This is a genomic window from Streptomyces sp. NPDC005195, assembly GCF_040608315.1.
Lineage (GTDB): Bacteria > Actinomycetota > Actinomycetes > Streptomycetales > Streptomycetaceae > Streptomyces > Streptomyces kaempferi.
The window spans coordinates 1-1,055 of the sequence record NZ_JBEXHZ010000397.1; the positions used below are offsets into that span (position 1 = coordinate 1).

General features: G+C 75.0%; 1 protein-coding gene and 1 pseudogene. One reads left to right on the forward strand and one right to left on the reverse strand.

All coding sequences use genetic code 11. The annotated features are described in order from the left end of the window. Positions 1-253: pseudogene (locus ABZV34_RS39905) on the reverse strand (hypothetical protein); the annotation flags it as partial. Positions 254-380: 127 nt separating this feature from the next. Here ABZV34_RS39905 and ABZV34_RS39910 point away from each other — a divergent pair. After that, positions 381-1,055, forward strand: a 675-nt coding sequence (locus tag ABZV34_RS39910; RefSeq protein WP_356288354.1) for a MerR family transcriptional regulator, incomplete at its 3' end; no start/stop codon positions are given.

Here is a 1,055-nt window from a genome sequence, read left to right on the forward strand (position 1 = left end):
CGACAACCGTCGGCGCTCTGCCGGGCCGCCAGGAACACCCGCTGGGTGACGTCCTCTGCCTCCCGTCCCGGGCGTCGCCCGGTGAACGCCGCGGGGTCGGCGTGTGCACCGGTTTTTCCCAGCGGTGGTACGCGGCGGCCGGACGGCGCGCGTCACGGTCCGCGAGCCCCCGGGCGATCTCCGCGCTGGTGAACGTCCCGGTCCCGGGCGTCCACTCCGCGGGACGCCCCGTGGTGATCGGATCTGCGGCCATGACCACGGTTCCTTTGTTCGGACGGGGCTCACGGGGCGCCTTCCGTGCGGCGCGCTGTGGGCTCCATCGTGGGAACCGCGGGACATCCGCGACAACTTGCATCGTTTCTGCGTCGTATAGTCGCCGCATGGGCGAGGACCGACCGGCAGAGCTGTCAGAACGGGCCGCGGAGCCCGCAGGGGCGGGCGTCACCACGGGCGCGCTGGCCCGCCGGCTCGGGGTGTCACCCACCACGCTGCGCTCCTGGGACCGGCGGTACGGGGTCGGTCCCGCGGTCCGCTCCGACGGGCGGCACCGCCGCTGGACGCCGCAGGACGTGGCGATGCTCGAGGAGATGTGCCGGCTGACCTCCGCGGGGGTGCCGCCCGCCGAGGCGGCCAGGACCGCGCGGAAGGGCGTCGAGCGGATCCCGTACGGCCCCGATCCGTCCGAGGGGGCCGGTCGTCTCGGACGGCAGCGGTCACAGGCGGCCGGCGCACTGCCGCTCGGTGACGTCCGGCAGGAGTGCAGGGGCCTCGCGCGCGCCGCGGTGCGCCTCGACGCGCCCGCGATGGACGACCAGCTGGCCTCGCTCGTGGAACGGCACGGAGTGGTCATCGCCTGGGACGAGGTGATGGTGCCCACCCTGCACGCCGTGGGACGCAAGTGGGAGTCCTCGGGGGACCGTTACGTGGAGGTGGAGCACCTGCTGTCCTGGCACATCTCCCGGACCCTCCACCGGGCCACCGAGCCGGCCCGGCCCGACGCTCCCGCCACCGGTCCGGGGCCCGTGGTGCTGGCGTGCGTCCCCGGCGAGCAGCAC